Annotated in this window: 34 protein-coding genes; 31 read left to right on the forward strand and 3 right to left on the reverse strand. The window is 68.9% G+C overall.

Features of this window, described 5'->3' with window-relative positions; genetic code table 11:
- Nucleotides 1–144: 144 nt before the first annotated feature.
- Complete coding sequence (locus IF19_RS0114230) at nt 145–1,356, reverse strand: sensor histidine kinase (protein WP_030311220.1); 1,212 nt, start codon at nt 1,354–1,356, stop codon at nt 145–147.
- A 159-nt stretch (nt 1,357–1,515) separates the two neighbouring features.
- Between IF19_RS0114230 and IF19_RS0114235 the strand changes: the two genes are divergently transcribed.
- Nucleotides 1,516–2,118, forward strand: coding sequence for a response regulator transcription factor (locus tag IF19_RS0114235; protein ID WP_030276816.1), 603 nt, complete (start codon nt 1,516–1,518; stop codon nt 2,116–2,118).
- Between the two features lie 96 nt (nt 2,119–2,214).
- On the opposite strand, the gene IF19_RS0114240 is transcribed toward IF19_RS0114235, so the two are convergent.
- Both IF19_RS0114240 and IF19_RS0114245 read right to left on the reverse strand, forming a co-directional pair.
- Complete coding sequence (locus IF19_RS0114240; protein ID WP_030112815.1) at nt 2,215–2,940, reverse strand: S1 family peptidase; 726 nt, start codon at nt 2,938–2,940, stop codon at nt 2,215–2,217.
- 113 nt (nt 2,941–3,053) lie between these two features.
- Entirely contained in the window at nt 3,054–5,108 is a 2,055-nt protein-coding gene (locus tag IF19_RS0114245; RefSeq protein ID WP_030276818.1) for a PIG-L family deacetylase, read from the reverse strand.
- 746 nt (nt 5,109–5,854) lie between these two features.
- Between IF19_RS0114245 and rpsJ the strand changes: the two genes are divergently transcribed.
- The 30 genes from rpsJ (at nt 5,855) to rplQ (ending at nt 22,493) form a co-directional block, all read left to right on the forward strand.
- Nucleotides 5,855–6,163 (forward strand): 30S ribosomal protein S10, encoded by a 309-nt coding sequence (gene rpsJ, locus IF19_RS0114250; protein ID WP_003948644.1) that lies wholly within the window; start codon nt 5,855–5,857, stop codon nt 6,161–6,163.
- A 14-nt stretch (nt 6,164–6,177) separates the two neighbouring features.
- On the forward strand, nt 6,178–6,822 hold the full coding sequence (rplC, locus tag IF19_RS0114255; protein ID WP_030112814.1) for a 50S ribosomal protein L3: 645 nt from the start codon (nt 6,178–6,180) through the stop codon (nt 6,820–6,822).
- Between the two features lie 4 nt (nt 6,823–6,826).
- On the forward strand, nt 6,827–7,477 hold the full coding sequence (rplD, locus tag IF19_RS0114260) for a 50S ribosomal protein L4 (protein WP_030112813.1): 651 nt from the start codon (nt 6,827–6,829) through the stop codon (nt 7,475–7,477).
- Nucleotides 7,477–7,800, forward strand: a complete 324-nt coding sequence (rplW, locus tag IF19_RS0114265) for a 50S ribosomal protein L23 (protein ID WP_003966958.1) — start codon at nt 7,477–7,479, stop codon at nt 7,798–7,800. Before rplD ends, rplW begins: the two co-directional genes overlap by 1 nt.
- Nucleotides 7,801–7,839: 39 nt before the next feature.
- Entirely contained in the window at nt 7,840–8,676 is an 837-nt protein-coding gene (rplB, locus tag IF19_RS0114270; protein ID WP_030112812.1) for a 50S ribosomal protein L2, read from the forward strand.
- 12 nt (nt 8,677–8,688) lie between these two features.
- Nucleotides 8,689–8,970 carry a 30S ribosomal protein S19 gene (rpsS, locus tag IF19_RS0114275; RefSeq protein WP_003966956.1) on the forward strand — a complete coding sequence of 94 codons (282 nt, stop codon included), beginning with the start codon at nt 8,689–8,691 and terminating at the stop codon, nt 8,968–8,970.
- Nucleotides 8,971–9,013: 43 nt separating this feature from the next.
- Nucleotides 9,014–9,361 (forward strand): 50S ribosomal protein L22, encoded by a 348-nt coding sequence (gene rplV, locus IF19_RS0114280; protein WP_004571827.1) that lies wholly within the window; start codon nt 9,014–9,016, stop codon nt 9,359–9,361.
- Entirely contained in the window at nt 9,361–10,191 is an 831-nt protein-coding gene (rpsC, locus tag IF19_RS0114285; RefSeq protein ID WP_003966954.1) for a 30S ribosomal protein S3, read from the forward strand. The genes rplV and rpsC overlap by 1 nt, the downstream gene beginning before the upstream one ends.
- 5 nt (nt 10,192–10,196) lie before the next feature.
- Nucleotides 10,197–10,616 carry a 50S ribosomal protein L16 gene (gene rplP, locus IF19_RS0114290; RefSeq protein WP_003966953.1) on the forward strand — a complete coding sequence of 140 codons (420 nt, stop codon included), beginning with the start codon at nt 10,197–10,199 and terminating at the stop codon, nt 10,614–10,616.
- A complete protein-coding gene (gene rpmC / locus IF19_RS0114295) occupies nt 10,616–10,840 on the forward strand; it encodes a 50S ribosomal protein L29 (RefSeq protein ID WP_003966952.1) in 225 nt (74 codons plus the stop codon). The genes rplP and rpmC overlap by 1 nt, the downstream gene beginning before the upstream one ends.
- Nucleotides 10,840–11,127 (forward strand): 30S ribosomal protein S17, encoded by a 288-nt coding sequence (gene rpsQ / locus IF19_RS0114300; protein WP_030112810.1) that lies wholly within the window; start codon nt 10,840–10,842, stop codon nt 11,125–11,127. Before rpmC ends, rpsQ begins: the two co-directional genes overlap by 1 nt.
- A gap of 105 nt (nt 11,128–11,232) precedes the next feature.
- On the forward strand, nt 11,233–11,601 hold the full coding sequence (gene rplN / locus IF19_RS0114305; protein ID WP_003966950.1) for a 50S ribosomal protein L14: 369 nt from the start codon (nt 11,233–11,235) through the stop codon (nt 11,599–11,601).
- A 2-nt stretch (nt 11,602–11,603) separates the two neighbouring features.
- Nucleotides 11,604–11,927, forward strand: coding sequence for a 50S ribosomal protein L24 (gene rplX, locus IF19_RS0114310; protein WP_003966949.1), 324 nt, complete (start codon nt 11,604–11,606; stop codon nt 11,925–11,927).
- Entirely contained in the window at nt 11,927–12,484 is a 558-nt protein-coding gene (gene rplE, locus IF19_RS0114315) for a 50S ribosomal protein L5 (protein WP_006126888.1), read from the forward strand. The genes rplX and rplE overlap by 1 nt, the downstream gene beginning before the upstream one ends.
- A 2-nt stretch (nt 12,485–12,486) precedes the next feature.
- On the forward strand, nt 12,487–12,672 hold the full coding sequence (locus IF19_RS0114320) for a type Z 30S ribosomal protein S14 (protein ID WP_003948630.1): 186 nt from the start codon (nt 12,487–12,489) through the stop codon (nt 12,670–12,672).
- 224 nt (nt 12,673–12,896) lie between these two features.
- Nucleotides 12,897–13,295, forward strand: coding sequence for a 30S ribosomal protein S8 (gene rpsH, locus IF19_RS0114325; protein WP_003966947.1), 399 nt, complete (start codon nt 12,897–12,899; stop codon nt 13,293–13,295).
- A 21-nt stretch (nt 13,296–13,316) separates the two neighbouring features.
- A complete protein-coding gene (rplF, locus tag IF19_RS0114330; RefSeq protein WP_006126889.1) occupies nt 13,317–13,856 on the forward strand; it encodes a 50S ribosomal protein L6 in 540 nt (179 codons plus the stop codon).
- Between the two features lie 2 nt (nt 13,857–13,858).
- Nucleotides 13,859–14,242: a 50S ribosomal protein L18 gene (rplR, locus tag IF19_RS0114335; protein WP_018490822.1), complete on the forward strand. Its 384-nt coding sequence runs from the start codon at nt 13,859–13,861 to the stop codon at nt 14,240–14,242.
- Nucleotides 14,243–14,289: 47 nt separating this feature from the next.
- Nucleotides 14,290–14,892: a 30S ribosomal protein S5 gene (rpsE, locus tag IF19_RS0114340; protein WP_006126891.1), complete on the forward strand. Its 603-nt coding sequence runs from the start codon at nt 14,290–14,292 to the stop codon at nt 14,890–14,892.
- Nucleotides 14,892–15,074 carry a 50S ribosomal protein L30 gene (gene rpmD / locus IF19_RS0114345; RefSeq protein ID WP_003966943.1) on the forward strand — a complete coding sequence of 61 codons (183 nt, stop codon included), beginning with the start codon at nt 14,892–14,894 and terminating at the stop codon, nt 15,072–15,074. Before rpsE ends, rpmD begins: the two co-directional genes overlap by 1 nt.
- 1 nt (nt 15,075) lies before the next feature.
- Nucleotides 15,076–15,531, forward strand: coding sequence for a 50S ribosomal protein L15 (gene rplO, locus IF19_RS0114350; RefSeq protein WP_030112809.1), 456 nt, complete (start codon nt 15,076–15,078; stop codon nt 15,529–15,531).
- 379 nt (nt 15,532–15,910) lie between these two features.
- A complete protein-coding gene (gene secY / locus IF19_RS0114355; protein ID WP_030112808.1) occupies nt 15,911–17,224 on the forward strand; it encodes a preprotein translocase subunit SecY in 1,314 nt (437 codons plus the stop codon).
- Nucleotides 17,224–17,883 (forward strand): adenylate kinase, encoded by a 660-nt coding sequence (locus IF19_RS0114360; protein ID WP_030112807.1) that lies wholly within the window; start codon nt 17,224–17,226, stop codon nt 17,881–17,883. The genes secY and IF19_RS0114360 overlap by 1 nt, the downstream gene beginning before the upstream one ends.
- Nucleotides 17,884–18,014: 131 nt before the next feature.
- Nucleotides 18,015–18,851, forward strand: coding sequence for a type I methionyl aminopeptidase (gene map, locus IF19_RS0114365; RefSeq protein ID WP_030192609.1), 837 nt, complete (start codon nt 18,015–18,017; stop codon nt 18,849–18,851).
- 313 nt (nt 18,852–19,164) lie between these two features.
- The gene (gene infA, locus IF19_RS0114370) at nt 19,165–19,386 is read left to right on the forward strand and encodes a translation initiation factor IF-1 (RefSeq protein ID WP_003956442.1); all 222 of its coding nucleotides are present in this window, start codon (nt 19,165–19,167) and stop codon (nt 19,384–19,386) included.
- 59 nt (nt 19,387–19,445) lie between these two features.
- On the forward strand, nt 19,446–19,559 hold the full coding sequence (rpmJ, locus tag IF19_RS0114375) for a 50S ribosomal protein L36 (protein ID WP_003956441.1): 114 nt from the start codon (nt 19,446–19,448) through the stop codon (nt 19,557–19,559).
- 194 nt (nt 19,560–19,753) lie between these two features.
- The gene (gene rpsM / locus IF19_RS0114380) at nt 19,754–20,134 is read left to right on the forward strand and encodes a 30S ribosomal protein S13 (protein ID WP_006126897.1); all 381 of its coding nucleotides are present in this window, start codon (nt 19,754–19,756) and stop codon (nt 20,132–20,134) included.
- 101 nt (nt 20,135–20,235) lie between these two features.
- Nucleotides 20,236–20,640, forward strand: coding sequence for a 30S ribosomal protein S11 (rpsK, locus tag IF19_RS0114385; protein ID WP_003956432.1), 405 nt, complete (start codon nt 20,236–20,238; stop codon nt 20,638–20,640).
- A gap of 137 nt (nt 20,641–20,777) precedes the next feature.
- A complete protein-coding gene (locus IF19_RS0114390) occupies nt 20,778–21,800 on the forward strand; it encodes a DNA-directed RNA polymerase subunit alpha (RefSeq protein ID WP_003966937.1) in 1,023 nt (340 codons plus the stop codon).
- Between the two features lie 189 nt (nt 21,801–21,989).
- Complete coding sequence (gene rplQ, locus IF19_RS0114395; protein WP_030112805.1) at nt 21,990–22,493, forward strand: 50S ribosomal protein L17; 504 nt, start codon at nt 21,990–21,992, stop codon at nt 22,491–22,493.

The following is a 22,493-nucleotide window of genomic DNA, read 5'->3' on the forward strand; positions in this document are numbered from 1 at the left end:
TGAGCTGCAAGAAGGGCCCCGCACCTCGCAAGAGGCGCGGGGCCCTTCGTCATGTCCGGGGACGGGCGGGAGACCGCTACGGGCTCCGTGGGCGGGGGACAGCCGCGTCGTGCGCCGGGCCGCGGGAGACGGCCGTGGCGGGCGCTACGGGCGGGCCGGGGCCGGTGCGGTGGGCAGCGTCGCCGTCACGGTGAACGCCCCGCCCTCGGCGGTGGCGGTGAACGTCCCGCCGAGCGCGAGGACCCGGCCCGTCAGCCCCGCCAGTCCGGTGCCGTGCCGCTCGGACGCGGGCTGCCCGGGGGCGCGCTGTCCCGGGGCGGCCGGTCCGCCCTCCGGCGGCGCGCCGTCGTTGCGGACGGTGAGCCGGACCGTCCCGTCCTCCGCCCGCAGCGTGATCGCACAGTGGGTGGCCCGACTGTGCTGGAGTACGTTGCCCACGGCCTCGCGCAGGACGAAGCCGAGGCAGTCCACGGCCGCCGGACCGGGTTCGGCCCGGGGCGGCAGCACCGTCCGCACCTCCACACCGGACGCCGTGAGTACGCGCTGGGCGTGCGCCAGCTCCTCGGACAGCGAGCGCGCGCCCCCGTCCGGCCGGCTGATCGAGCGCACGTCGTCGTGGAGCCGCCGGGCCAGGGCGATGATCTCGGTGAGCGCGTCGCGGTCCCGTTCGCCGTCCCGGTCCCGTTCACCCCCGGGCGACGGGTCCGCCTCCCGCAGCGCGGCCTCGCCCCGCAGCGCGATCGCCGCCAGCGACGAGCCGACCATGTCGTGCAGGTCCTGCCGCATCCGGGCCCGCTCCCGCTGTTCGGCCAGGCGCGCCGTGTGTTCCCGGTTGGCGCCCAGCCGGGCCGCGAGGAGGGCGAGGTGGGCCACGGCGAAGACGGTGCTCGCGGTGATCGCCGTACTGAGCAGGATGCTCAGCGGACTGCGTTCGGTGGTGATCAGGTCGGTGGTGGAGAGCACGGGCCCGCTCGCGCCGACCGCCAGGGCGAGCGGCACGGAGGCGTTCGGCGGCAGGGTCAGCAGGACCGCCCCGGCGAGAAAGCCCAGCAGGCTCAGCCACCGGTAGTTGAAGAGCAGCAGCGGGAGGTACGTCAGCACCGCCTGGAGGAGCAGCAGCATCCACCGCAGGCGGTAGGGCAGCCGGTACGGCGGTGGCGCGTACTGGCCCAGCATCACCGCGGGCATGAGCACCAGCACGGTCAGGCCGGCCACGACCGTACGCCTGCCGAGCGGCGAGGAGGCCACTTCCAGGGCGACGAGCGCGAGCGACCCGACCACCAGCACGGCCAGCGCCCCGAAGGCCACCCCGAAGCCGTGCGGCGCGCCTGTTCCAGGGCGCACTGTGCCCCGCATGTCATCCCCCTGGGTGTCGCGGTGTTCTTCCTGACCCGGTCGATTCTCCCGCAGCGGCCGACGCTCACCGCTCCGGGAACGGGGGAGAAGCGCCGAGGTCCCGGTGGGAGCGGGCCCTGGCCACCGGCCGACAGGGGGCGGGCTGCGACAATTCACCCCGTGATCGAGGTGCTGGTGGTCGACGACCACGACGTGGTGCGATCCGGCCTGACGGCGCTGCTGTCGGCCGAGATCGGCATCGACGTCGTGGGCCAGGCGGCGGACGGCCCGGCCGCGCTCGACGCGGCGGAGCGGCTGCGTCCGGACGTGGCGCTCCTCGACATCGATATGCCGGGACTGGACGGGATCGCGGTCGCCGCCGCGCTCGCGGAGCGGCTGCCCGGCTGCCGCGCGCTGATGCTCACCGCCCTCGACCGCCCCGGTCACCTGCGCCAGGCGCTCGACGCGGGCGCCGCCGGATACCTGCTCAAGAGCGCCACCCCCGCCCAGACCGCCGACGCCGTCCGCCGGATCGCGGCGGGCGGCCGGGTCGTCGACCCCCGGATGCGGGGCGGTGAGCGGTCCGCCCCCAGCCCGCTCACCGGGCGCGAGACCGAGGTGCTGCGGTTGGCCGCCGCCGGGGCGCACTCCCGGGAGATCGCCGCCGACCTGTTCCTCAGCGTCGGCACCGTACGCAACCGGCTCTCGTCGGCGGTCGGCAAGCTTCACGCCCGTACCCTCGTCGACGCGGTGCGGATCGCGCAGGGCCAGGGATGGGTGTAGGGCCCCGGTACCTCAGGGCGGCGAGGTACGGGGGCCCTACGGTTCAGGGGGACGGCGGGCCGGTCAGGTGCCCGCCGTCCCGGTCGGCCGCGTCGGTCAGACGCCCGCGATCGACTGGATCCAGGACCGGTACGCGGTGACGTTCGTGTACGCGGTCGTGGTCTGCCGGTCGCTGGTGGAGGCGACGCCGACCTGGATGCCGTTGGCGGTCATCGGGCCGCCGGAGTCGCCGCCCGCGGTGATGCCGTTGCCGCGCCGGGCGCAGATCGCCGAGCCGCCGTACGCGTCGCTGCAGCCGCCGGTGACCGTCACGTTGGCGACCTTCAGGTAGCGCGACTGGCAGTTGGCCTCGGAGCCGCACTGCGAGGTGGCGCCCCAGCCCCAGACCTGGACGCTCTGCCCGACGCTCACCGAGCCGGGCGAGCCGAGGCGGGAGTAGGTCGCCTGCACGGAACGGTCGAGGCGCACCAGCGCCAGGTCCGAGCTGTGCGTGTAGGTCTGGGCGCCGTTGGCGACGACGCCGCCGCTGTGCTGGTCGAGGCTGCCGATGCGGAACGACAGGCCGCCGCCGGTGACGCAGTGCTTGGCGGTGAGGATCCAGGTCGGCGCGATGATCGTCGCCGAACAGGTCTCCCGGCCGTTCGAGAAGAGGCGGGCGGCCCAGGGGGCGTTGGTGGCCTGGCCGCCGCCGATGATCTGGGTGGTGGGCGGCGGGGCGTCCTGGAGCGGGGGCTCCGGGGCGGCCGACGCGGACGGTGCGAAGAGGGCGAGGACGCAGGCCGCTGCGGCGGCGGCAGCGGGCACGAGCCTGGATATACGCATGTTTCCTCGTTTCGCGCGACACGCTGGGGTGGGCGTGTCCGTGGGGGATGGTGGGCAACAGGGTGCCGGAGCGCGACGAGGCGGGGGTACTAACGTTTGGGCATAACGCCGGTTTATGGGGCGGGAGTTGACGCGGTGCCGTCCTCCGTGCGCGGCCGCCACGCCCAGGGCGCCGCGTCCGTCCCGAACCCCACGACCACCGGCCGCCCGTCCGCGCCCACGTGGAGCGCGGCGCCGTCCAGGGCCACCGGCCCCCGCGACCGTACGGCGGAGCCCCCGGCGGTCCGCAGCCGGATGCGGCCCTCCGGGGTCCGGCCCAGCAGGACCGGGCCGCCCGGCGCGGCGGCGGCGGTCACCGGACCGTACCCCCCGAAGCGCGGCGCGGCCCCGCCGGCGGACCGTACGACGGCGAGCCCCGGCCGGGCGGCGGGCCGGTAGTACAGCTCCACGGACCCGTCCGGCGCGGGGAGCGCACCGGGGGCGTGCGCCGGCGTGGGGGCGTCGGTGAGCTGAGCCCGGGCGGTGACCTCGGTGTCCGGGGCGTCCTGGGTCCAGTGGTGCACGGAGTGGTGCCCCGCCGCGTACACGTGGACCCGCCCGGCCGTGTCCACGACCGCGGTCGGTGCGTCCTGCACCTCGCCGCCGCCCAGATCGCGCCACGCGCTCCAGCGCCCGGACCCGGCGTCGCGCACCCGGGTGCTCAGCCCCTTCTCCGCGTTCCGTACGAAGAGGTGGACGCGGCCGTCGGGGGCCGCCACGGCGACGGGCACGCCGATCCGCCGCCCGTGGTCGGCGGACGCGGCGGGGTTGCCGAGCCCCCGCCAGGCGCGGAAGGGGCCGCCCGGTCCGCCCTGCTCCAGCAGCACGATCTCGCGCTCGTTGTCCGAGCCGTGCCCGCCGAGCGCCGCGAACCGCAGCCCGAACAGCAGGTGCCGCCCGTCCGCCGTCGCCGCCGCGCCCAGCACCGGGGCGAGCGGGCCGCCGCCGAGGTCGTCCGCCGCCTCGAAGAGCCCGCTGCCGGGCGCGCTCTCGCGCCACCGGACCGCGCGCAGCCCCAGCACCCCGTACACGGTGAGCCGCCCGTCCGCCCCGGCGGCGACGTGCGCGCGGGGCCCCGGATAGCGGTGGTGGGTGGAGCGCACCCAGCCCTTCCGGTTGGTCAGCGGCCGGTCGCCGCCCACGTTGTAGTCCCCGCAGCCGGACGGGTTGCCGCACTCCCAGTCGGCTGCGCCGCCGTACGGGACGAGGTGGGCGGCCTTGCGCTCCAGCACCTCGGGCGGCAGGTTCTTGGGCCAGTGCCGGTTGTAGTAGCCCCGGAAGGAGGCGACGGCGAACCCGGGCACGGGCTCCCCGGCCGCCGTGGTCCGCGCCACCCAGCGGATCAGCGCCGCCCAGGCGAAGCTGCCGGCGGCGGTGTGGTCGGCGTGGTCGGAGTACCCGCGCTGCTCGCTGTCCCGGCGGCGCTCGTACTCGCTGCTGAACTGGAGGTCGGGGTCCGGGTCGAGGGTGTGCACGACGGTCGGCCGGTACTGCTCCAGCAGCCCCGCGAGCACGTCGACGAGCCCGTCGTACGTGTACGAGCCGGCCCGCTCCAGCGGGGAGCCGTCCGCCACGACCGTACGCAGCACCAGCCGGCGGTCCTGCCAGAGGCTGGGCAGTCCGAGGCGGCCGCGCGCGGTGTGCATGGCGGTGTTGAGGAAGACCAGCTCGACCCGGCGCGCCCCGTCGGCCAGCACGTCGAGTTCGGCCCGGTGGCCGCCGGCCAGGGTGACCACGGACCTCTGCCACGGCGTGAACCGGTCGAGGCCGAGCAGCTCGGCGTACGCCTGGCGCAGCCCCTGGTGGCGGGCGGAGGAGTACGCGGCCCGGTCGGGGGCCGGGCGCGGGGCGCCGGGGATCTTGTTGACCCCGTCCGCCTCGCCCGCGGTGAGGTAGACGCAGACCACCGGGGTGCCCGCGTCGAGGGCCTCACGGGTGTCCGGGTTCATGAAGTACAGGTCGTCGTCCGGGTGGGCCAGCAGCTGCATGACCAGCGCCCGCCGGCCGCTCGCTATGGCCAGCCCCGGCGCGGGATCGGCGACCGGCCCGCGCCGCCGGGGGGCCGGCACGGAGCATCCGGCGGTGGCGGCGGCCGCGGTGGCCGCGAGGAGCAGGGCCCGCCGGGGCATCCGTATCCGGTCCGGGACAGATCGATCCACCACGCCGCGCACTCCGTCCGCTCCCGCTTCCCCCGCAGCGGGCGAACGGCCGCCCTGTCCTGCGTCACTCCCGCGTTCTTCGCGCAGGCCGGCGGCCGGTCGAGCCGCGCCTGCGGGGGAGTAGACGGAGATCGCGACGGCCGGGTTGCCCGGCCGGGGCGTGGAGTTGCGCACGGGGCGCACGGCCACCGGGCGCGCGCCGCGCGGGGAGCGAGAAGGACGAGGGCCGCATCCACAGGGGCGGTGTGATCGCCGCCATGGCCGGATTCCGGCAGGTCCGTCAGGCTGGTCCGCGGGGGTTTTGGTGCCGCCGGACGCGTGCCCGCGTTTGAGCCGACGCCCGCTCGGGGTAGTATTCCCGGCTCGATTGGCCAGGCCCGCGCCCCGTATGGCACACTGACCAGGTTGCTCGGTTGAGTGTCAATGCTGCGCGCCTCCCGCCGGGAGGACCGGAAGCGAGTCCCACAGTACTCGTCGGCCCCCAGGGCCGGACGTACGGGAATCTTCCGGGAAGCAAGGCAGGGCGCCGGCCAGGCACCCGGTGGGTGTTCCGCCCCCGGTTCCGCGGTCCTCGGGCCCGCACCCCCTTGGTTGGGATCTCTCCGGAGATTTTCGTAGAGGGGATGCGACACGCCCGACCGCGTGGGTCGGAGGGGGAGTCCAGAGAACCCCCGGGTTCCAGAGCGTTAAACAGAGAGACAGGACTACTAGTAGCCATGGCGGGACAGAAGATCCGCATCCGGCTCAAGGCCTACGACCACGAGGTCATCGACTCCTCGGCGAAGAAGATCGTCGAGACGGTGACCCGCACTGGTGCGTCGGTCGCGGGCCCGGTGCCGCTGCCCACTGAGAAGAACGTGTACTGCGTCATCAAGTCGCCGCACAAGTACAAGGACTCTCGCGAGCACTTCGAGATGCGCACCCACAAGCGCCTCATCGACATCCTCGACCCCACGCCGAAGACGGTTGACTCGCTGATGCGTCTCGACCTCCCGGCCGGCGTCGACATCGAGATCAAGCTCTGAGGGGACGGGCCGAGATGAGCAAGAACATCAAGGGCGTCCTGGGCGAGAAGCTCGGCATGACCCAGGTCTGGGACGAGAACAACCGGGTCGTCCCGGTGACCGTCGTCAAGGCCGGTCCGTGCGTCGTGACGCAGGTTCGCACCAACGACAGCGACGGCTACGAAGCGGTCCAGATCGCCTTCGGCGAGATCGACCCGCGCAAGGTGAACAAGCCCCTCAAGGGTCACTTCGCCAAGGCCGACGTCACCCCGCGCCGCCACCTGGTCGAGCTCCGCACCCCTGACGCCAGCGAGTACACGCTGGGCCAGGAGGTCACCGCCGCAGTGTTCGAGTCCGGCGTCAAGGTCGACGTCACGGGCAAGAGCAAGGGCAAGGGCTTCGCCGGTGTCATGAAGCGTCACAACTTCAAGGGCGGCAAGGCGTCCCACGGTGCCCACCGTGTGCACCGCATGCCCGGCTCCATCGGTGGCTGTGCCACCCCCGGCCGTGTCTTCAAGGGCATGCGCATGGCGGGTCGCATGGGCAACGAGCGCGTCACCACCCAGAACCTGACCATCCACGCGGTTGACGCGGAGAAGGGTCTGCTCCTCATCAAGGGCGCGGTCCCCGGTCCGAACGGCGGCCTCGTCCTGGTCCGTACCGCGGCCAAGGGGGCTTGAGGTAATGAGCACCATTGACATCCTTTCGCCGGCAGGCGACAAGGCCGGTACCGTCGAGCTCCCCGCGGAGATCTTCGACGCGAAGACCAGCGTTCCGCTGATCCACCAGGTCGTCGTCGCGCAGCTGGCGGCTGCCCGTCAGGGCACGCACAAGACCAAGACCCGCGGCGAAGTCCGCGGCGGTGGCAAGAAGCCGTACCGCCAGAAGGGCACCGGCCGCGCCCGTCAGGGCTCGACCCGCGCCCCGCAGTTCGCCGGCGGTGGCGTCGTCCACGGCCCGCAGCCGCGTGACTACTCGCAGCGGACCCCGAAGAAGATGAAGGCCGCCGCCCTGCGCGGTGCCCTCTCCGACCGGGCCCGTCACTCCCGCATCCACGTCGTCTCCGGCGTGGTCGAGAGCGAGATCTCCACCAAGGCCGCCAAGACGCTGTTCGGCAAGATCTCGGAGCGCCCCAACGTGCTCCTGGTCGCCGAGCGCTCCGACGAGGCCGCGTGGCTGTCCGCGCGCAACCTGCCCCAGGTGCACATCCTGGAGCCGGGCCAGCTCAACACGTACGACGTGATCGTCTCTGACGACGTGGTCTTCACCCAGGCCGCCCTCGAGTCCTTCGTGTCTGGCCCCCAGACCGCTGAGACCGAAGGGAGCGCCGCCTGATGAGTGAGGCGACCGTTACCAGCAAGACGTACTCGGACCCGCGTGACGTTCTCGTCAAGCCCGTGGTCTCCGAGAAGAGCTACGCGCTGCTCGACGAGAACAAGTACACGTTCATCGTCGCGCCCGGCTCCAACAAGACCCAGATCAAGCAGGCCGTCGAGGCGGTCTTCTCGGTCAAGGTCACCGGGGTCAACACGATCAACCGGCAGGGCAAGCGCAAGCGCACCCGCACCGGTTTCGGCAAGCGCGCCGACACGAAGCGCGCCATCGTGACCCTCGCCGAGGGCGACCGTATCGACATCTTCGGCGGCCCGACCTCCTAACGGAGGTCGAGTCGTCCGGAATCGGACGAGGACTGAGAAATGGGTATCCGCAAGTACAAGCCGACGACCCCGGGCCGTCGTGGCTCCAGCGTCGCCGACTTTGTCGAGATCACGCGGTCCACGCCGGAGAAGTCGCTGGTCCGCCCCCTGCACAACAAGGGCGGCCGTAACAACGCCGGTCGTGTGACCGTTCGCCACCAGGGTGGTGGCCACAAGCGCGCCTACCGCGTGATCGACTTCCGTCGTCACGACAAGGACGGCGTGCCGGCCAAGGTCGCGCACATCGAGTACGACCCGAACCGCACCGCGCGCATCGCGCTGCTGCACTACGCGGACGGCGAGAAGCGTTACATCGTCGCTCCCCGTGGCCTGTCGCAGGGTGACCGTGTCGAGAACGGTCCGACCGCCGACATCAAGCCCGGCAACAACCTGGCGCTGCGCAACATCCCGGTCGGTACGACCATCCACGCCATCGAGCTGCGGCCCGGCGGCGGCGCGAAGTTCGCCCGTTCCGCGGGTGCCTCCGTGCAGCTGCTGGCGAAGGAGGGCACCATGGCCCACCTTCGTATGCCGTCGGGTGAGATCCGCCTGGTCGACGCGCGCTGCCGCGCGACGATCGGCGAGGTCGGCAACGCCGAGCAGTCGAACATCAACTGGGGCAAGGCCGGCCGCATGCGCTGGAAGGGCGTCCGCCCGACCGTCCGCGGTGTCGCGATGAACCCGGTTGACCACCCGCACGGTGGTGGTGAAGGCAAGACCTCCGGTGGTCGTCACCCGGTCTCGCCGTGGGGTCAGAAGGAGGGTCGTACTCGTTCTCCCAAGAAGGCGAGCAACAAGTACATCGTCCGCCGCCGCAAGACGAACAAGAAGCGCTAGGAGCGGGTTTAGATGCCGCGCAGTCTCAAGAAGGGGCCCTTCGTCGACGGACACCTCATCAAGAAGGTGGACGTACAGAACGAGGCAGGCACCAAGAACGTCATCAAGACCTGGTCCCGTCGCTCGATGATCGTCCCGGCCATGCTGGGTCACACCATCGCGGTGCACAACGGCAAGATCCACGTCCCGGTGTTCGTCACCGAGTCGATGGTCGGCCACAAGCTCGGCGAGTTCTCGCCGACTCGCACCTTCCGCGGCCACGTCAAGGACGACCGGAAGTCGAAGCGCCGCTAAGCGCGGGGTGGAAACGACTATGACTTACACCGAAGGGACAACCATGGAAGCCAGGGCCCAGGCGCGGTACATCCGCGTCACGCCCATGAAGGCCCGCCGCGTGGTGGACCTCATCCGTGGCATGGACGCCACGGAGGCTCAGGCGGTCCTGCGTTTCGCCCCGCAGGCCGCGAGCGTGCCGGTTGGCAAGGTGCTGGACAGCGCCATCGCCAACGCCGCACACAACTACGACCACACCGACGCCTCTTCGCTGGTCATCAGCGAGGCGTACGTGGACGAGGGCCCGACCCTGAAGCGGTTCCGTCCGCGTGCCCAGGGCCGTGCCTACCGGATCCGTAAGCGGACCAGCCACATCACCGTGGTCGTCAGCAGCAAGGAAGGAACCCGGTAATGGGCCAGAAGGTAAACCCGCACGGGTTCCGGCTCGGCATCACCACGGACTTCAAGTCCCGCTGGTACGCCGACAAGCTGTACAAGGACTACGTCAAGGAAGACGTCGCCATTCGTCGCATGATGACGAAGGGCATGGAGCGGGCCGGCATCTCGAAGGTCGAGATCGAGCGCACCCGCGACCGCGTCCGCGTTGACATCCACACCGCCCGTCCGGGCATCGTCATCGGTCGCCGCGGCGCCGAGGCCGATCGCATCCGCGGCGAGCTGGAGAAGCTGACCGGCAAGCAGGTCCAGCTGAACATCCTCGAGGTCAAGAACCCCGAGGTGGACGCTCAGCTGGTGGCCCAGGCCGTCGCCGAGCAGCTCTCCTCCCGCGTCTCCTTCCGTCGGGCCATGCGCAAGAGCATGCAGTCCTCGATGAAGGCCGGCGCCAAGGGCATCAAGATCCAGTGCGGCGGTCGCCTCGGCGGCGCCGAGATGTCCCGCTCGGAGTTCTACCGCGAGGGCCGCGTGCCCCTGCACACGCTCCGTGCGAACGTCGACTACGGCTTCTTCGAGGCCAAGACGACCTTCGGCCGCATCGGCGTGAAGGTCTGGATCTACAAGGGCGACGTCAAGAACATCGCCGAGGTTCGCGCCGAGAACGCCGCGGCCCGCGCCGGCAACCGTCCGGCTCGTGGCGGCGCTGACCGCCCGGCCGGCCGCGGTGGCCGTGGTGGCGAGCGTGGCGGTCGCGGCCGTAAGCCGCAGCAGTCGCCGGCAGCCGAGGCCCCCAAGGCCGACGCCGCCGCTGCTCCGGCTGCTGAGAGCACCGGAACGGAGGCCTGACCGAAATGCTGATCCCCCGTAGGGTCAAGCACCGCAAGCAGCACCACCCGAAGCGCAGCGGTATGTCCAAGGGTGGCACGCAGGTTGCGTTCGGCGAGTACGGCATCCAGGCGCTGACCCCGGCGTACGTGACGAACCGTCAGATCGAGTCCGCTCGTATCGCGATGACCCGTCACATCAAGCGTGGCGGCAAGGTCTGGATCAACATCTACCCGGACCGTCCCCTGACGAAGAAGCCGGCCGAGACCCGCATGGGTTCCGGTAAGGGTTCTCCCGAGTGGTGGATCGCGAACGTCAAGCCCGGTCGGGTGATGTTCGAGCTGTCCTACCCGAACGAGAAGATTGCTCGTGAGGCGCTCACCCGCGCTGCTCACAAGCTTCCGATGAAGTGCCGGATCGTGCGGCGCGAGGCAGGTGAGTCGTGATGTCGGCCGGTACCAAGGCGTCCGAGCTGCGCGAGCTGGGCGACGAGGAGCTCCTCAACAAGCTCCGCGAAGCCAAGGAAGAGCTGTTCAACCTCCGCTTCCAGGCGGCGACGGGTCAGCTCGAGAACCACGGCCGGCTCAAGTCCGTCCGTAAGGACATCGCCCGGATCTACACCCTGATGCGTGAGCGCGAGCTGGGCATCGAGACGGTGGAGAGCGCCTGATGAGCGAGAAGACTGTGACTGAGACCAGCAACACCGAGCGCGGTTTCCGCAAGACCCGTGAGGGTCTCGTCGTCAGCGACAAGATGGACAAGACCGTCGTCGTCGCTGTCGAGGACCGTGTGAAGCACGCGCTGTACGGCAAGGTCATCCGCCGTACGAACAAGCTCAAGGCCCACGACGAGCAGAACTCCGCCGGCGTCGGCGACCGCGTCCTCATCATGGAGACGCGTCCGCTGTCCGCCTCGAAGCGGTGGCGCATCGTCGAGATCCTCGAGAAGGCCAAGTAATTCCTGAGGGGTTTCCCTCAGGTCAGTTCCGCCAGGCTCGGTGAGGTGCCTCTCCCATAGCGGAGGGGCACCCGCCGGGAACCGGCAGACGATCAGGAGATAGACGTGATCCAGCAGGAGTCGCGACTGCGCGTCGCCGACAACACGGGTGCGAAGGAAATTCTCACCATTCGTGTTCTCGGTGGCTCGGGTCGCCGCTACGCGGGTATCGGTGACGTCATCGTCGCCACCGTCAAGGACGCGATCCCCGGTGGCAACGTGAAGAAGGGTGACGTCGTCAAGGCCGTCATCGTTCGCACCGTCAAGGAGCGTCGTCGTCAGGATGGCTCGTACATCCGCTTCGACGAGAACGCCGCCGTCATTCTGAAGAACGACGGCGACCCCCGCGGCACCCGCATCTTCGGCCCCGTGGGCCGGGAGCTGCGCGAGAAGAAGTTCATGAAGATCATCTCGCTCGCGCCGGAGGTGCTGTAAGCATGAAGATCAAGAAGGGCGACCTGGTCCAGGTCATCACCGGTAAGGACAAGGGCAAGCAGGGCAAGGTCATCGTGGCCTACCCCGCTCAGGACCGCGTCCTCGTCGAGGGTGTCAACCGGGTCAAGAAGCACACCAAGGCCGGTCAGACGGCTCGCGGTTCGCAGACGGGTGGCATCGTGACCACCGAGGCTCCGATCCACGTCAGCAACGTTCAGCTGGTCGTGGAGAAGGACGGCAACAAGGTTGTCACCCGCGTCGGCTACCGCTTTGACGACGAGGGCAACAAGATCCGCGTTGCCAAGCGGACCGGTGAGGACATCTGATGACTGCCACCACTGCGCCGCGTCTCAAGACGCGCTACCGCGAGGAAATCGCCGGCAAGCTGCGTGAGGAGTTCTCGTACGAGAACGTCATGCAGGTTCCCGGTCTGGTCAAGATCGTGGTCAACATGGGTGTGGGCGACGCCGCCCGCGACTCCAAGCTGATCGACGGGGCCGTCCGCGACCTCACCACGATCACCGGCCAGAAGCCGGCCGTCACGAAGGCCCGCAAGTCCATCGCGCAGTTCAAGCTGCGCGAGGGCCAGCCGATCGGCTGCCACGTCACCCTCCGCGGTGACCGGATGTGGGAGTTCCTGGACCGTACGCTGTCGCTCGCGCTGCCGCGTATCCGTGACTTCCGCGGCCTGTCGCCGAAGCAGTTCGACGGCCGTGGCAACTACACCTTCGGTCTCACGGAGCAGGTCATGTTCCACGAGATCGACCAGGACAAGATCGACCGGGTCCGGGGCATGGACATCACCGTGGTCACCACGGCGACCAACGACGACGAGGGTCGTGCCCTGCTTCGTCACCTCGGCTTCCCGTTCAAGGAGAACTGACCGTGGCGAAGAAGGCTCTGATCGCTAAGGCCGCCCGTAAGCCGAAGTTCGGCGTTCGCGGGTACACCCGCTGCCAGCGCTGCGGCCGGCCCCACTCCGTCTACCGCAAGTTCGGCCTGTGCCGCGTGTGCCTTCGTGAGATGGCTCACCGTGGCGAGCTGCCGGGCGTGACCAAGAGCTCCTGGTAACTCTCCTTCGCCCCTTGGGCGTTGGAAGTTCCCGGAGACTCTCGGTAAGTATCTGGTCGGCAGGAGCCCCGCCTTTCATGCCGTAGGCTTGAAGGGTTGGGCGCCTGCCGCCCAAGACCGACTTACTACGCCGTAGGTCCCCGCACCGCACCCGTCCCGCCAGTGAGTGGGGAGAGGGATGGCGCATACAGGAAACCCCGGCGAGAGAGGCCGAAGGCCAATTCATGACCATGACTGATCCCATCGCAGACATGCTCACGCGTCTGCGTAACGCGAACTCGGCATACCACGACTCCGTCGTGATGCCGCACAGCAAGATCAAGTCGCACATCGCGGAGATCCTCCAGCAGGAGGGCTTCATCACCGGCTGGAAGGTCGAGGACGCCGAGGTCGGCAAGAACCTCGTCCTGGAGCTGAAGTTCGGCCCGAACCGCGAGCGTTCGATCGCCGGCATCAAGCGCATCTCGAAGCCGGGTCTGCGTGTGTACGCAAAGTCCACCAACCTGCCGAAGGTCCTCGGCGGCCTGGGCGTGGCGATCATCTCCACGTCCCACGGTCTCCTGACCGGCCAGCAGGCAGGCAAGAAGGGCGTAGGTGGGGAAGTCCTCGCCTACGTCTGGTAGTCGGGAAAGGAAGGAAAGCTCATGTCGCGAATCGGCAAGCTCCCCATCCAGGTTCCCGCCGGTGTGGACGTCACCATCGATGGCCGTACGGTCGCGGTGAAGGGCCCCAAGGGTTCCCTCTCGCACACCGTCGCCGCGCCGATCGAGGTCTCCAAGGGTGAGGACGGCGTTCTCAACGTCACCCGCCCGAACGACGAGCGTCAGAACAAGGCCCTCCACGGCCTGTCCCGCACGCTGGTGGCGAACATGATCACCGGCGTGACCGCGGGTTACTCCAAGGCGCTCGAGATCAGCGGTGTCGGTTACCGCGTCCAGGCGAAGGGCTCCAACCTGGAGTTCGCCCTGGGCTACAGCCACCCGATCCTCATCGAGGCGCCGGAAGGCATCACCTTCAAGGTCGAGTCGCCCACGAAGCTCAGCGTCGAGGGCATCGACAAGCAGAAGGTCGGCGAAGTGGCCGCCAACATCCGCAAGCTGCGGAAGCCCGACCCGTACAAGGCCAAGGGCGTCAAGTACGCGGGCGAGGTCATCCGCCGCAAGGTCGGAAAGGCTGGTAAGTAGCCATGGCATACGGTGTGAAGATCGCCAAGGGCGACGCGTACAAGCGCGCTGCCCGCAAGCGCCGCCACATCCGCGTCCGCAAGCACCTGTCGGGTTCGCCGGAGCGTCCCCGTCTGGTCGTGACGCGTTCCAACCGCCACATCGTGGCCCAGGTCATCGACGACATCGCGGGCCACACGCTCGCGTCGGCGTCGACCCTGGACACCTCGATCCGTGGTGGCGAGGGCGACAAGAGCGCCCAGGCCAAGCAGGTCGGCGCCCTGGTCGCCGAGCGCGCCAAGGCTGCAGGCGTCGAGGCCGTCGTGTTTGACCGCGGTGGTAACCAGTACGCCGGGCGGATTGCCGCTCTGGCTGACGCCGCCCGTGAAGCCGGGCTGAAGTTCTAAGCCCCGGTTCCAACGCACAGCGGACGTAACAGAGAGAGGTAATTCCCATGGCTGGACCCCAGCGCCGCGGAAGCGGTGCCGGTGGCGGCGAGCGGCGGGACCGGAAGGGCCGCGACGGTGGCGCAGCCGCCGAGAAGACCGCGTACGTCGAGCGCGTCGTCGCGATCAACCGCGTCGCCAAGGTTGTGAAGGGTGGTCGTCGCTTCAGCTTCACCGCGCTCGTCGTGGTGGGCGATGGTGACGGCACGGTCGGTGTCGGATACGGCAAGGCCAAGGAAGTTCCCGCGGCCATCGCCAAGGGTGTCGAAGAGGCCAAGAAGAACTTCTTCAAGGTCCCGCGCATCCAGGGCACCATCCCTCACCCGATCACGGGCGAGAAGGCAGCGGGCGTCGTCCTGCTCAAGCCGGCGTCCCCCGGTACCGGTGTTATCGCCGGTGGCCCGGTGCGCGCCGTGCTCGAGTGCGCCGGCGTTCACGACATCCTGTCGAAGTCGCTTGGTTCGTCCAACGCGATCAACATCGTGCACGCGACCGTGGAGGCCCTCAAGGGCCTGCAGCGTCCCGAGGAGATCGCGGCCCGCCGCGGTCTGCCCCTCGAGGACGTCGCCCCCGCGGCTCTGCTCCGTGCGCGTGCGGGAGCGGGTGCGTAATGGCTCGCCTCAAGATCACGCAGACCAAGTCGTACATCGGCAGCAAGCAGAACCACCGCGACACCCTGCGTTCGCTCGGGCTCAAGCGCCTGAACGACTCGGTTGTCAAGGAGGACCGCCCCGAGTTCCGCGGAATGGTGCACACCGTCCGCCACCTCGTGACGGTTGAGGAGGTTGACTGACATGGCGGAGAACAGCCCGCTGAAGGCCCACAACCTCCGGCCTGCCCCGGGCGCCAAGACCGCCAAGACCCGTGTGGGTCGTGGTGAGGCGTCCAAGGGTAAGACCGCAGGCCGTGGTACCAAGGGTACGAAGGCCCGTTACCAGGTTCCGGAGCGCTTCGAGGGTGGCCAGATGCCCCTCCACATGCGTCTCCCGAAGCTCAAGGGCTTCAAGAACCCGTTCCGCACGGAGTACCAGGTCGTGAACCTGGACAAGCTCGCGACGCTCTACCCCGAGGGTGGAGAGGTCACGGTGGCCGACCTGGTCGCCAAGGGCGCCGTGCGCGACAACCACCTCGTCAAGGTCCTCGGACAGGGCGAGATCTCCGTGGCGCTGCAGGTTTCGGTTGACGCCGTCTCCGGCTCCGCCAAGGAGAAGATCACCGCCGCCGGCGGTACGGTCACCGAGCTCGTCTGAGCCGCGGGACAGAACTGAGCCCGGTCGGCCGCCTCTTCGGAGGTGGCCGACCGGGTTTTTTCGTTTTGGGGCGCTGTACGGGAACCGTAAAGGCTCGGGAAAGGTTGAAGAGGTGTCCACCGCGACGGCGGTGGAGGAACGGAGGGACGGGCACGTCCCAAATCGTGTGGCTTGACCGGTCTTTCACGGCGTGGTCCGGCAGGCGGGCGATGCACCGGCGCGCGGTGCGTGTTTCCCGCCCAGTCCCGGGCCGGGTAGGGTAGCGCCGTTCATCTTTTGTGGCCTCCTTACGATGTAGGGCTGCCCTGTATCCGAACCCATCCAGACCCATCCAGACCCGTCGCCTCTGACGCATAGCGCGGGGGTCGCAGGAGGCACCGTGTTCACCGCGTTCGCCCGAGCGTTCAAGACGCCCGACCTGCGCAAGAAGCTGCTCTTCACGCTCGGCATCATCGTGCTGTACCGGCTCGGGGCGCACATCCCGGCCCCGGGTGTGGACTACTCGAAGGTGCAGCAGTGCATCGACCAGGCCGACTCGGGTGGTCTCCTCGGTCTGATGCAGATGTTCAGCGGTGGCGCCCTGTTGCAGATCACCATCTTCGCGCTCGGCATCATGCCGTACATCACGGCCAGCATCATTCTCCAGCTGCTGACCGTCGTGATCCCGCGCCTGGAGGCCCTGAAGAAGGAGGGGCAGTCCGGCACGGCGAAGATCACGCAGTACACGCGTTATCTGACGGTCGCGCTGGCCGTCCTCCAGGGCACCGGCCTCGTCGCCACCGCCCGCAGCGGCGCGCTCTTCCAGAACTGCTCCGTGGGCGGCCAGATCGTCCCGGACAAGTCGATCTTCACCACGGTCATCATGGTCATCACCATGACCGCCGGCACGGCCGCCGTCATGTGGCTCGGTGAGCTGATCACCGACCGCGGCATCGGCAACGGCATGTCGATCCTGATGTTCATCTCGATCGCCGCCACGTTCCCGGGCGCCCTGTGGGCCATCAAGGAGAGCGGCAAGCTCGCCGACGGCTGGATCGAGTTCGGCACGGTCATCCTGGTCGGCTTCGTGATGGTGGGCCTCGTCGTCTTCGTCGAGCAGGCCCAGCGCCGCATCCCGGTGCAGTACGCGAAGCGCATGATCGGGCGCCGTTCCTACGGCGGTACGTCGACGTACATCCCGCTCAAGGTGAACCAGGCCGGTGTGATCCCGGTCATCTTCGCCTCGTCGCTGCTCTACATCCCGGCGCTGATCGTCCAGTTCTCCGGTTCGCAGGCCGGCTGGGCGACGTGGATCCAGGACAACTTCGTGACCGGTACGCACCCGTACTACATCGCGACGTACTTCGTGCTGATCGTCTTCTTCGCCTTCTTCTACGTGGCCATCTCGTTCAACCCCGACGAAGTCGCCGACAACATGAAGAAGTATGGTGGCTTCATCCCGGGTATCCGGGCAGGCCGACCTACTGCCGAGTACCTGAGCTACGTGCTCAACAGGATCACTTGGCCGGGCTCGCTGTATCTGGGCCTGATCGCTCTGGTGCCGACGATGGCGTTGGCAGGCTTCGGCGGGGCTAACCAGAACTTCCCGTTCGGCGGGACGAGCATCCTCATCATCGTGGGTGTGGGTCTGGAGACCGTGAAGCAGATCGAGAGTCAGCTCCAGCAGCGCAATTACGAAGGGTTCCTCCGCTGATGCGAATCGTCCTCGTCGGGCCTCCGGGTGCCGGCAAGGGAACGCAGGCTGCGTACCTTGCCAAGAACCTGTCGATTCCGCACATCTCCACGGGCGACCTGTTCCGCGCCAACATCAGCCAGGGCACGGACCTTGGCAAGCAGGCCCGTGCCTACATGGACGCGGGGCAGCTGGTGCCGGACGAGGTCACCATCGGGATGGCCAAGGACCGCATGGCCCAGCCGGACGCCGTGAACGGCTTCCTGCTGGACGGCTTCCCGCGGAACGTGGGCCAGGCCGAAGCCCTTGACGTGATGCTCAAGGACGAGGGCGTGAAGCTCGACGCGGTCCTCGACCTGGAGGTCCCCGAGGACGAGGTCGTGAAGCGGATCGCGGGTCGCCGCATCTGCCGCAGCGACAGCGCGCACGTCTTCCACGTGACGTACAACCCGCCGAAGTCCGAGGGCGTCTGCGACGCCTGCGGCGGCGAGCTGTACCAGCGGGACGACGACAGCGAGGAGACGGTCCGCACCCGGCTGGAGGTCTACCACACGCAGACCGAGCCGATCATCGACTACTACCGGGCCCAGGGCCTGGTGGTGACCATCTCCGCGCTGGGCAAGGTCGCGGACGTGACCGCCCGCGCCATGGAGGCGCTGAAGTCCTCGAACGAGGGCTGAGCCTCCCTGTACCACCCCGCTGTGCAAGCCGGCCGCGGCGCCTCTGGGCGCCGCGGCCGACTGCTTGCGCCCGTATCGTTGAACACACACCGGCCGTACCCGTCACCGTCGATGCAGAGAGGCGCCGAGCAATGGTGCAGATCAAGACCCCCGAGCAGATCGCGAAGATGCGCGAGGCGGGGCTGGTGGTCGCCGCCATTCACGCCGCCACCCGCGAGGCGGCCGTCCCCGGCGCCACCACGCACGACCTGGACCAGGTCGCGCGCAAGGTGATCGCCGACCACGGCGCCAAGTCGAACTTCCTCGGGTACGGCGGGTTCCCCGCGACCATCTGCACCTCGGTCAACGAGGTCGTCGTCCACGGCATCCCGGACGAGAAGACGGTCCTCAAGGACGGCGACATCATCTCCATCGACGCCGGCGCGATCGTCGACGGCTGGCACGGCGACGCCGCGTACACGGCCTTCGTGGGCACCGGTCATGCACCGGAGCTGGTCGAGCTCTCCCGGGTGACCGAGGAGTCGATGTGGGCCGGGATCGCCGCGATGAAGGTGAACAACCGCCTGGTGGACGTGTCCCGGGCGATCGAGACGTACATCCGGCGCCAGCCCCGCCCGGCGACCGGCAAGTACGGGATCATCGAGGACTTCGGCGGCCACGGCATCGGCACCGAGATGCACATGGACCCGCACCTGCTGAACTACGTCTCCCGCAAGCGCGGCAAGGGCATCAAGCTGGTCCCGGGCGTCTGCCTGGCGATCGAGCCGATGGTCTCGCTCGGCACCCCGCGCACGGAGACCCTGGCCGACGACTGGACGGTCATCACGACGGACGGCACCTGGTCCTCGCACTGGGAGCACTCCATCGCGCTGACCGAACAGGGCCCGCTGGTCCTCACCGCGCCGGACTGCGGCAAGGCGAAGCTCGCGGAGTACGGCATCGAGGCCGCGCCGGACCCGCTGGGCTGATCCGGGTCCGGCGGACGGAGTCCGGCGCAGCGGGCCGAAGCCTGTGAGGCGCCCCGGCGCCGAGCCCGCGAGGGCTGCGTGGGGGAGAGGCCGGCATCGAGGCCGCGCCGGACCCGCTGGGCTGATCCGGACGAGGCTCCGACGCAACCCTTCCGGCAGGTCTAAGGATCACCGGGAGTGGGCAAACTTGACGGATTCGTCTTTTGGAGTCCGCTGACGTAGACTGACTCGTCGGCTCTGGTGCATCCGTGTGCCCGCATGTGGCGCACGAGGCGCGAGAGCCGATCAAGGTAGCCGATTCGAAAGGCGAAGCGTGGCCAAGAAGCAAGGTGCCATCGAGATTGAGGGCACCGTGATCGAGTCCCTCCCGAACGCAATGTTCAAGGTGGAGCTCCAGAACGGTCACAAGGTCCTGGCGCACATCAGCGGCAAGATGCGGATGCACTACATCCGTATCCTCCCCGATGACCGGGTTGTGGTGGAGCTCTCTCCGTACGACCTCACGCGTGGCCGGATCGTCTACCGCTACAAGTAGATCTTGCCCCCACCCCGTTTCGGCGGGTGATGGCACTGACCCGGAGAACCTGACATCCCATGAAGGTCAAGCCGAGCGTCAAGAAGATCTGCGACAAGTGCAAGGTGATCCGCCGCCACGGTCGGGTCATGGTCATCTGCGACAACCTGCGCCACAAGCAGCGCCAGGGCTGACGCACGACCGCCTGCATCTCGCAGTTCTTCGCGCGACGCACGTAATACGTACATACGCAGTACCCGTCCAAGCCACGGCTGACGACACCTCCGGCGGGGGCCGGGGACCCGGACGTACCACTGCTCCTCGTGAGCGGTCGGCGGTCGGGAGTGGAACTGCGGAAGACCCCCGATCTAACAACTGGAGCCATTGAATGGCACGCGTTTCAGGTGTTGACATCCCGCGCGAAAAGCGCGTGGAGGTTGCCCTCACCTACGTCTTCGGTATCGGGCGCACCCGGTCCAAGGAGATCCTCGCCGCCACCGGCGTGAACCCGAACACCCGCGTTCGCGACCTGGCCGAGGAAGACCTCGTCAAGATCCGCGAGCACGTGGACGCCAACCTCCGCACCGAGGGTGACCTCCGCCGTGAGGTCCAGGCCAACATCCGCCGCAAGGTCGAGATCGGCTGCTACCAGGGCATCCGCCACCGTCGTGGCCTGCCGGTCCACGGTCAGCGCACCAGCACGAACGCGCGTACCCGCAAGGGCCCGCGTCGCGCCATCGCCGGTAAGAAGAAGCCGGGCAAGAAGTAGTCCTCAGCGGACGCACTGCGGGCCGGACGTCCGGACCCCGCAGCAACCAGCGGTCTTCGCTGTAGGACCGATCACCTCCCCTCTCCATCTGGAGTCAAGACATGCCCCCCAAGGGTCGTCAGGGCGCAGCCAAGAAGGTGCGTCGCAAGGAAAAGAAGAACGTCGCTCACGGCCACGCGCACATCAAGAGCACGTTCAACAACACCATCGTCTCGATCACGGACCCCTCGGGCAACGTGATCTCCTGGGCCTCCGCCGGCCACGTCGGCTTCAAGGGCTCGCGCAAGTCCACCCCCTTCGCCGCGCAGATGGCCGCCGAGTCGGCCGCCCGCCGCGCGCAGGAGCACGGCATGCGCAAGGTCGACGTCTTCGTCAAGGGTCCCGGCTCCGGCCGTGAGACCGCGATCCGTTCGCTCCAGGCCACCGGCCTGGAGGTCGGTTCGATCCAGGACGTCACCCCGACGCCGCACAACGGCTGCCGTCCGCCGAAGCGTCGTCGCGTCTGACCCGCTACGGCCGGTGACGGCCGTGCGTCAGTAGCGCCGGGTCCGGGCGGTACATCCCGAAAGGGGCGTACCGCCCGTACCCTTGTTACATCTGTCGGGCATCAAATAGTGGGTGCCCACGACTGAAGGATCACCGCATGCTTATCGCTCAGCGTCCGTCGCTGACCGAAGAGGTCGTCGACGAGTTCCGCTCCCGGTTCGTGATCGAGCCGCTGGAGCCGGGCTTCGGTTACACCCTCGGCAACTCCCTCCGCCGCACCCTCCTCTCCTCGATCCCCGGTGCCGCTGTCACCAGCATCCGGATCGACGGCGTCCTGCACGAGTTCACCACCGTGCCGGGCGTCAAGGAGGACGTCACCGACCTCATCCTCAACATCAAGCAGCTGGTCGTCTCCTCGGAGCACGACGAGCCGGTCGTGATGTACCTGCGCAAGCAGGGCCCGGGTCTGGTCACCGCCGCCGACATCGCGCCCCCGGCCGGTGTCGAGGTGCACAACCCCGACCTCGTTCTCGCCACGCTCAACGGCAAGGGCAAGCTGGAGATGGAGCTGACCGTCGAGCGCGGTCGCGGCTACGTCTCCGCCGTCCAGAACAAGCAGGTCGGCCAGGAGATCGGCCGCATCCCGGTCGACTCCATCTACTCGCCGGTGCTCAAGGTCACGTACAAGGTCGAGGCGACCCGTGTCGAGCAGCGCACCGACTTCGACAAGCTGATCGTCGACGTCGAGACCAAGCAGGCCATGCGTCCCCGTGACGCCATGGCGTCGGCCGGTAAGACCCTGGTCGAGCTGTTCGGTCTGGCGCGCGAGCTCAACATCGACGCCGAGGGCATCGACATGGGCCCGTCCCCGACGGACGCCGCTCTCGCCGCCGATCTGGCTCTGCCGATCGAGGAGCTGGAGCTCACCGTCCGCTCGTACAACTGCCTCAAGCGCGAGGGCATCCACTCCGTGGGTGAGCTCGTGGCCCGCTCCGAGGCGGACCTGCTCGACATCCGCAACTTCGGCGCCAAGTCGATCGACGAGGTCAAGGCGAAGCTGGCCGGTATGGGCCTCGCGCTCAAGGACTCGCCTCCCGGCTTCGACCCGACCGCCGCCGCCGACGCCTTCGGCGCGGATGACGACGCGGACGCCGGTTTCGTGGAGACCGAGCAGTACTGATCGCCTCCCGGCTGGGGTGCCCGGTTCTTTCGAGGGCGCCCCGGGCCGGGGCTGAGGCTTTGTCCTCAATCGCCGGACAGGCTTGAATTCGGCCGCTGTCCGGCACGTACGACTTCCGTGGGGCGTCCGCCGCACGGGAACTGACACCGGTACCTGATACGGCCGGTGCAGCACACAAGGAGAATCACCATGCCGCGTCCCGCCAAGGGTGCCCGTCTGGGCGGCAGCGCCGCGCACGAGAAGCTGCTCCTCGCCAACCTGGCGAAGTCGCTGTTCGAGCACGGCCGCATCACGACGACCGAGGCCAAGGCCCGCCGCCTGCGCCCCGTCGCCGAGCGCCTCGTCACCAAGGCGAAGAAGGGCGACATCCACAACCGTCGCCTGGTGCTCCAGACGATCACGGACAAGAGCGTCGTCCACACGCTCTTCACCGAGATCGCTCCCCGGTACGAGAACCGCCCCGGTGGTTACACCCGTATCACCAAGATCGGCAACCGTCGTGGCGACAACGCCCCGATGGCCGTGATCGAGCTGGTCGAGGCGCTGACCGTGGCCCAGCAGGCCACCGGTGAGGCCGAGGCCGCCACGAAGCGCGCGGTCAAGGAAGACGCGGCCAAGAAGGACGAGGCCCCCGCGGCCGAGTCCGTCGAGGACGCCAAGCCGGCCGACGACGCCGAGTCCAAGGACGCCTGA

The sequence above is a fragment of the Streptomyces californicus genome, assembly GCF_000717645.1.
GTDB lineage: Bacteria > Actinomycetota > Actinomycetes > Streptomycetales > Streptomycetaceae > Streptomyces > Streptomyces californicus.

Bases quoted from the DNA above. Each gene is read 5' to 3' on its own strand.
- map (WP_030192609.1), top strand. From the start codon at position 18,015: ATGGTGCAGATCAAGACCCCCGAGCAGATCGCGAAGATGCGCGAGGCG.
- IF19_RS0114230 (WP_030311220.1), bottom strand. From the start codon at position 1,356: ATGCGGGGCACAGTGCGCCCTGGAACAGGCGCGCCGCACGGCTTCGGG.
- rpmJ (WP_003956441.1), top strand. From the start codon at position 19,446: ATGAAGGTCAAGCCGAGCGTCAAGAAGATCTGCGACAAGTGCAAGGTG.
- IF19_RS0114390 (WP_003966937.1), top strand. From the start codon at position 20,778: ATGCTTATCGCTCAGCGTCCGTCGCTGACCGAAGAGGTCGTCGACGAG.
- rpsM (WP_006126897.1), top strand. From the start codon at position 19,754: ATGGCACGCGTTTCAGGTGTTGACATCCCGCGCGAAAAGCGCGTGGAG.
- rpsK (WP_003956432.1), top strand. From the start codon at position 20,236: ATGCCCCCCAAGGGTCGTCAGGGCGCAGCCAAGAAGGTGCGTCGCAAG.
- rplB (WP_030112812.1), top strand. From the start codon at position 7,840: ATGGGTATCCGCAAGTACAAGCCGACGACCCCGGGCCGTCGTGGCTCC.
- rpmC (WP_003966952.1), top strand. From the start codon at position 10,616: ATGTCGGCCGGTACCAAGGCGTCCGAGCTGCGCGAGCTGGGCGACGAG.
- rplQ (WP_030112805.1), top strand. From the start codon at position 21,990: ATGCCGCGTCCCGCCAAGGGTGCCCGTCTGGGCGGCAGCGCCGCGCAC.
- rpsQ (WP_030112810.1), top strand. From the start codon at position 10,840: ATGAGCGAGAAGACTGTGACTGAGACCAGCAACACCGAGCGCGGTTTC.
- rplE (WP_006126888.1), top strand. From the start codon at position 11,927: ATGACTGCCACCACTGCGCCGCGTCTCAAGACGCGCTACCGCGAGGAA.
- rpsE (WP_006126891.1), top strand. From the start codon at position 14,290: ATGGCTGGACCCCAGCGCCGCGGAAGCGGTGCCGGTGGCGGCGAGCGG.
- rpsH (WP_003966947.1), top strand. From the start codon at position 12,897: ATGACCATGACTGATCCCATCGCAGACATGCTCACGCGTCTGCGTAAC.
- rplP (WP_003966953.1), top strand. From the start codon at position 10,197: ATGCTGATCCCCCGTAGGGTCAAGCACCGCAAGCAGCACCACCCGAAG.
- IF19_RS0114240 (WP_030112815.1), bottom strand. From the start codon at position 2,940: ATGCGTATATCCAGGCTCGTGCCCGCTGCCGCCGCCGCAGCGGCCTGC.
- rpsJ (WP_003948644.1), top strand. From the start codon at position 5,855: ATGGCGGGACAGAAGATCCGCATCCGGCTCAAGGCCTACGACCACGAG.
- rpmD (WP_003966943.1), top strand. From the start codon at position 14,892: ATGGCTCGCCTCAAGATCACGCAGACCAAGTCGTACATCGGCAGCAAG.
- rplX (WP_003966949.1), top strand. From the start codon at position 11,604: ATGAAGATCAAGAAGGGCGACCTGGTCCAGGTCATCACCGGTAAGGAC.
- IF19_RS0114360 (WP_030112807.1), top strand. From the start codon at position 17,224: ATGCGAATCGTCCTCGTCGGGCCTCCGGGTGCCGGCAAGGGAACGCAG.
- rplC (WP_030112814.1), top strand. From the start codon at position 6,178: ATGAGCAAGAACATCAAGGGCGTCCTGGGCGAGAAGCTCGGCATGACC.
- rplW (WP_003966958.1), top strand. From the start codon at position 7,477: ATGAGTGAGGCGACCGTTACCAGCAAGACGTACTCGGACCCGCGTGAC.
- IF19_RS0114245 (WP_030276818.1), bottom strand. From the start codon at position 5,108: ATGCCCCGGCGGGCCCTGCTCCTCGCGGCCACCGCGGCCGCCGCCACC.
- rpsS (WP_003966956.1), top strand. From the start codon at position 8,689: ATGCCGCGCAGTCTCAAGAAGGGGCCCTTCGTCGACGGACACCTCATC.
- rplO (WP_030112809.1), top strand. From the start codon at position 15,076: ATGGCGGAGAACAGCCCGCTGAAGGCCCACAACCTCCGGCCTGCCCCG.
- rplV (WP_004571827.1), top strand. From the start codon at position 9,014: ATGGAAGCCAGGGCCCAGGCGCGGTACATCCGCGTCACGCCCATGAAG.
- rplR (WP_018490822.1), top strand. From the start codon at position 13,859: ATGGCATACGGTGTGAAGATCGCCAAGGGCGACGCGTACAAGCGCGCT.
- rplD (WP_030112813.1), top strand. From the start codon at position 6,827: ATGAGCACCATTGACATCCTTTCGCCGGCAGGCGACAAGGCCGGTACC.
- rplF (WP_006126889.1), top strand. From the start codon at position 13,317: ATGTCGCGAATCGGCAAGCTCCCCATCCAGGTTCCCGCCGGTGTGGAC.
- rpsC (WP_003966954.1), top strand. From the start codon at position 9,361: ATGGGCCAGAAGGTAAACCCGCACGGGTTCCGGCTCGGCATCACCACG.